Source organism: Novosphingobium sp. (assembly GCF_031424035.1).
GTDB lineage: Bacteria > Pseudomonadota > Alphaproteobacteria > Sphingomonadales > Sphingomonadaceae > Novosphingobium.
The window spans coordinates 1-4928 of sequence record NZ_JANPGP010000093.1; the positions used below are offsets into that span (position 1 = coordinate 1).

Below are 4928 nucleotides of genomic sequence, written 5' to 3' on the forward strand. Positions count from 1 at the left end.
CGACAGGCTGGGGCAGAGCCAGTCGATGAAGCCCCAGACGCGGCCATCGATCGCTTCGGGCGGCGGGGCGTCACCAATCTCCAACACGCACCAGTCCGGACGGCGGCGCGCAAGGTCGACAAGCAGCCCCGGCGGCGGGGCAGTGATCAGCAATGTAGTCTTGGTGGGCATGAATATGGCGGACGATTTGCTGGTGTTCGCCGCCCTTGTGCCTGCGCTGAGTGACGCTTTCATGACGGGCAGGTGTCAATCCGGTGCCTGCCCGACCGCTGTCGCAGCAAGGTCATGCCGATGTCCGCAATGCGCCGGCCCGGTCCGCCCTGATGGCCATGCGCGTGTCATATTGCTGTCACACTAAACCGCGTGATTTCTGCGCATCGTCAGCCTATCCTTGCCGGTGATGGAAGTCAGGAAAATCCTCGTTTGCGCACTCGCCGCGCTGCTGGCCGGGGTGCCGATTGCCGCTCAGGCCGAACAGCTTGAATTCGATCACCGGCTCTATCCTCCGCTCAAGCAGGTGCTCGATAGCGGTAACAGCGACATGGTCGCCTTTGATGCGAAGAATCCCAGCCGGATGGTCGACCTGATCGCGGTGCGCGGCAAATCGGCCAAGACCTGGACCGAAGCGCTCGAAATCGTCGCTATCCTGCCAGTTCCCAAGGTAGAGACGGCGCAGGCCTGGATGGATATCCAGCGCAGCGCGGCGCTGGCGCGTTGCCCGGCAACTTTCAAGGTCATCGCACAGGACGACATTTCGATAACCTACGAGCGTCAATCGCCCAGCTGCCGAGCCGAGCGTGCCGAAACCGGTATTTACCGCCTGATCACCGGCAAGCGTTCATGGTTTCAACTGACGGTGCTGTCAAAGACGCCACTCGACGCGGCGGCGCGCGACCAGTGGCTCGCGCTGCTCGCTTCCGCCCACTTCAAATAGCCCAGAGCGGCCTGCGCAAAAAATAGCCCTGAGCGCCCTGCGCAAAAAATAGCCCAGAGCGGCCTGCGCAAAATCGCCCAACGGTCATCCCGGCGCAGGCCGGCACCCAGACCGCACAACCATACGACCTCGCTTGGCGACGGCATTATTTTCCGTGCTGGGATCCGGCCTGCGCCGGAATGACGATTCACGTTTTTCGCAGGCCTCTCTAGCGAATCTCGGGCCTGACAACGGACTGTCACGAGACCGGCACAGCCGTGTCACATTGCTGTCGCGCAACTTACGCAGGGCCGACATGGAGCGAGCCTAGAGGCAGCTGGAAGCCGGCCTCGGGGGCGATTCGGATCATGACTGGTCGGATCATCAGGGGGGTTGGCATCGGACAACAATTCCAATCTTCAGGGAACGATCCAGATGACCGCGTTTAACACTCGCACCAATGCCTCGCTCGCCGCACTTGCCACTGCGCTGGCATTCGGCCTTGCCACCCCGGCAGCCGCTTCGATTTCTGTCACCGCCGACGGTGTGACGGTAGCAGGCGCAGGGACCGAGGCAGCTACGGCCGATGAGGGCCAGAACGCCGAGCAGTCGACCGAGAACAGCAACAACGGCGGCCTGACCGAAATCGTCGTCACCGCGACCAAGCGCGAGACCAACCTGCAGAAGACGCCGATCTCGATCTCGGTCATGGGGGCCGAGACGATCAAGGAACGCAAGGTGATGAGCTTGCTCGACCTTGCTGACGGCGGCGTCCCCAGCCTGCGCGTTGCCACCTTCGAAGCCCGCCAGTCGGCGCTGACCATCGGCATTCGCGGCATCGTGCCGCTCGACGCCAACCAGCCAGCGCGCGAACAGGGCGTCGGCATCTATATCGACGGCGTCTATCTCGGCCGCCAGCACGGCCTCAACGCCGCGCTGTTCGATATCGAGCGCGTTGAGGTGCTGAAGGGTCCGCAGGGCACTCTGTTCGGCCGCAACACCGAAGGTGGCGCGCTGTCGTTGATCTCCAAGGCTCCCACCGGTGAATTCGGCGGCCGCATCGAAGGCACCTTTGGCAACATCGGCACCCGCAGCGGATCGCTCCACCTCAACCTTCCCGAAGTCGCCGGCTTCTCGGTAAAGCTTGACGGCGTTTACCAGCACCAGGACGCAGTGACGAAGAACCCGCTGGCCGGACAGGCCGGCTTTGGCTTCTACAACCGCAAGGGCATGCGCGCCGCCGTGCGCTGGAAGCCGGTTGACGGCATCACCAACGATTTCGCCTTTGACATCGCCAAGGACGAAAACACCCCGTATTATAGCCAGCTGCTGAATTACAACCCGAACAACTGCCTGAGCGGCGGTTCCAACACCGCGCCTCTGGCGATCCCGGCCGGCAGCACCTGCGTTACTCCTGGCACTGCCTTCACCGGCACCCAAGGCTCGATCCGCGCCCTGGTTCCCGGCGTCGTCGTCAACGGTGATACGCTGATGCGCGTGGCCGATATCGGCGTGCCGCAACAGAACAGTGTCGACAAGACCCACGGCTTCACCAACGTCTTCAAGTGGAAGGTTTCACCTGACCTCGAACTGCGCTCGATCACCGCATGGCGCGGTGTCGACGTGGAGCAGTACGATAACTCGGGCGGTTATCACCGCGTCCCGGTGATCAACTACACCGCCGCCTGCACCACCGCCGCCCCTTGCGCCTTCAGCCGCTACAGCCTTGCCGACCTGCGCCAGCGCCAGTTCAGCCAGGAATTGCAGGCCGTTGGTTCGGTCGGTTCGATCGATTACGTTGCTGGCCTCTACTACTTCAACGAGCATGTCAGCGACGATGCCGCAACGCCGAACACGATGGGCGTCGTTTACAACACCGCGACCAGCGCCAGCTTCGTGACCATCCCCTATTGCGCCGCCACCAACCCGGCGACTGCAATCGACTTCGTCGGCAACGCGGTGCGCGGCTGCAACATTGACCGTGCCTCGGAAGTGTTCTCGAAGAGCTATGCCGCTTATGGCCAGCTTACCTGGAACGCGACCGAGCAGCTGCACATCACCGTTGGTGGCCGCTACACCGAAGACAAGAAGCAGGGCGCCCTGCTCGCCTCGCGCAACATCGACTATCGCAATCCGGCCAATGCCGCGATCCTGGCGACCAACGGCTACACCCCGCTCGACAAGAAGTGGAACCGCTTCAACCCGATGGCGACCATTGCCTATGACTTCAACGATGACGTCCACGGCTATGCAAAATATTCGACCGGCTACCGCGCCGGCGGTGCCTCGTCGCGTACCTCGGACTATCGCGCCTTCAACCCTGAAGACGTCAAGAACTACGAAGTGGGCCTCAAGGCCGACCTGTTCAACCGTCACGCACGCTTCAACATTGCGGCCTACATGATGGACCGCAAGGGCAGCCAGGTTGACCTTTCGACCATCCAGCCGACCGCGACGGGCAACTTCAACAACCTCGTGACCTTCAACGCCCCGGGCACCACCAAGATCCGCGGCATCGAAGCTGATCTTACCGTTAAGCCGGTCGATGGCCTGACGCTCGACCTGTCCTATGCCTACACCTACACAGACGTACCGCCGGTGAACGTGACTTACACGGCATTCTGCACTGGCGTTGGCACGCCTTCCACGGCCTGCACCGCCGCCGGACAGGCGATCAACTCGTCCACCGTGGCGCAGAAGTTCTACATCGTGTTCACCCCGCGCAATGCGGCCAGCGGCTCGATCGCCTATGAATACCCGCTGGGCAGCAGCGGCGCCCGGGTGAAGTTCCACATGGACGCCAACTATGCCCAGGCGACCCAGAGCTTCGACCAGTTCGCCACGAAGGCTGATGCCAGCTTCATCGTCAACGCCCGCCTGTCGGTCCTCGACGTCGCGCTTGGCGCCGGCGGATCGAAGCTCAACTTCGGCGTGTGGAGCCGCAACCTGTTCAACGAACAGCACGTCTATCGCCGTGACCCGTCGAACAGCATCCCGGCAGTCCAGTCGGCTCCGGTCACGGGCGTTCCCAACATCCTGGCAGTCGGCAACGTCGGCGGCATCCTGGGCGACTACGGCAACTTCAACATGCCGCGCACCTTTGGCATCGACGCTTCGATCAGCTTCTGATCGGACAATTTCCGGAAGGCCCCGCCCTGCAGCGGGCCTTCTCCTCCCTGACTGGGGCGGGCGGCCGAAAGGTCTCCCGCCCCTTCTTTTTGCCCCCTCTATTTGGCAGTTTTGCGGGAATCTCGCTTGCAAAGCCCGCCAAAAGCGTTAAGGGCCGCCGCTTCCCTGCAAAGGGAAACCCGAAGAAAGCCGGAGGGGCCCCGCAATCGTGCGGATCAGCCAGCGATCGGTTAGATGAATGAAAGGCATAGGCATGCCGCTCTACGAGCATGTTTTCCTGGCGCGCCAGGATCTGAGCCAGGCGCAGGTTGATGCGCTGGCCGCTACCGCCACCGAGATCGTCGAAGCAGGACAGGGCAAGGTCACCAAGACCGAAACCTGGGGGCTGAAGAGCCTCGCTTACAAGATCCAGCGCAACCGCAAGGCACACTTCGTCATGCTCAACATCGAGGCCCCTGCCGGCGTCGTTGCCGAGCTGGAACGCCAGACCGCGATCAACGAAGACGTGATCCGCTGGCTCACCGTCCGCGTTGACGAGCACGAGGATGGCCAGTCGGTGCAGATGCGCAAGAACGACCGCGAGCGCGCCAAGCGCCGCGAACGCGAGGAGTTTTAAGCCATGGCCCGCGCATTTTTCCGCCGCCGCAAGTCGTGCCCCTTCTCGGGCAAGAACGCGCCGAAGATCGATTACAAGGACACGCGCCTGCTGCAGGGCTTCATGTCCGAGCGTGGCAAGATCGTGCCCAGCCGCATCACCGCCGTTTCTGCAAAGAAGCAGCGTGAACTGGGCCAGGCCATCAAGCGCGCCCGCCACCTGGGCCTTCTGCCCTACCTCGTGAAGTAAAGGGAGAGACGACATGGAAATCATCCTCCTCGAACGCGTCGA

Annotated in this window: 5 protein-coding genes; 4 read left to right on the top strand and 1 reads right to left on the bottom strand. The window is 62.5% G+C overall.

Going from position 1 to position 4928, the window contains the following annotated elements; all coding sequences use genetic code 11:
- The coding region (locus tag RMO89_RS13725) for a hypothetical protein (protein WP_310533778.1) at nucleotides 1–234 on the bottom strand (234 nt) is incomplete at its 3' end.
- A 166-nt stretch (nucleotides 235–400) separates the two neighbouring features.
- On the opposite strand from RMO89_RS13725, the gene RMO89_RS13730 reads away from it, so the two are divergent.
- The 4 genes from RMO89_RS13730 to rpsR all read left to right on the top strand — a co-directional run bounded on the left by RMO89_RS13730 (nucleotide 401) and on the right by rpsR (nucleotide 4886).
- A complete protein-coding gene (locus RMO89_RS13730) occupies nucleotides 401–934 on the top strand; it encodes a hypothetical protein (RefSeq protein WP_310533780.1) in 534 nt (177 codons plus the stop codon).
- 414 nt (nucleotides 935–1348) lie between these two features.
- Nucleotides 1349–4042 (top strand): TonB-dependent receptor, encoded by a 2694-nt coding sequence (locus RMO89_RS13735; protein ID WP_310533782.1) that lies wholly within the window; start codon nucleotides 1349–1351, stop codon nucleotides 4040–4042.
- A 253-nt stretch (nucleotides 4043–4295) separates the two neighbouring features.
- The gene (rpsF, locus tag RMO89_RS13740) at nucleotides 4296–4658 is read left to right on the top strand and encodes a 30S ribosomal protein S6 (protein WP_310533783.1); all 363 of its coding nucleotides are present in this window, start codon (nucleotides 4296–4298) and stop codon (nucleotides 4656–4658) included.
- A 3-nt stretch (nucleotides 4659–4661) separates the two neighbouring features.
- A complete protein-coding gene (rpsR, locus tag RMO89_RS13745; protein ID WP_101798422.1) occupies nucleotides 4662–4886 on the top strand; it encodes a 30S ribosomal protein S18 in 225 nt (74 codons plus the stop codon).
- The last annotated feature ends 42 nt before the right edge of the window (nucleotides 4887–4928 follow it).